The sequence below is a fragment of the Myxococcus eversor genome (assembly GCF_010894455.1).
Lineage (GTDB): Bacteria > Myxococcota > Myxococcia > Myxococcales > Myxococcaceae > Myxococcus > Myxococcus eversor.
Genome location: NZ_JAAIXY010000112.1, coordinates 1 through 382 on the forward strand (window position 1 = coordinate 1; position 382 = coordinate 382).

The following is a 382-nucleotide window of genomic DNA, read 5'->3' on the forward strand; positions in this document are numbered from 1 at the left end:
GCGCGTGCTCCGCCTGCCGCACCACCATGCCGGGGCAGCCGCGCTGCGCCTCCACCAGCGTGTCCCCGCGCTCCACCGCGTCGCGCCGCCGCGCCAGGCTGTACTGGAGTCCCAGCGCCTCACACAGGCCCGGCTGCGCATCCAGCGCGGCCTGCAGCGACTCCTCCGCCAGCGACTCCACGTCCAGCGCCAGCGCCGCGCGCGCCCGCGTCAGCGACACGAGGTACGCGGGTGGGCCCTTCGTCGCGTCCACCGCCTTCAGCGTCTCCAGCGCCGCGGCCGGCTGGCCGTCATCCAGGAAGAGGTCCGCGCGCACCAGCATCGCGGACACGTTGCCCGGGTCCTTCGCCAGCACCGTCTCCAAATCGCGCGTGGCCCGGCC

Annotated in this window: 1 protein-coding gene; it reads right to left on the reverse strand. The window is 75.7% G+C overall.

Annotated elements, in window-relative coordinates; genetic code table 11:
- The coding region (locus tag G4D83_RS45370; protein WP_240357207.1) for a tetratricopeptide repeat protein at positions 1–382 on the reverse strand (382 nt) is incomplete at both ends.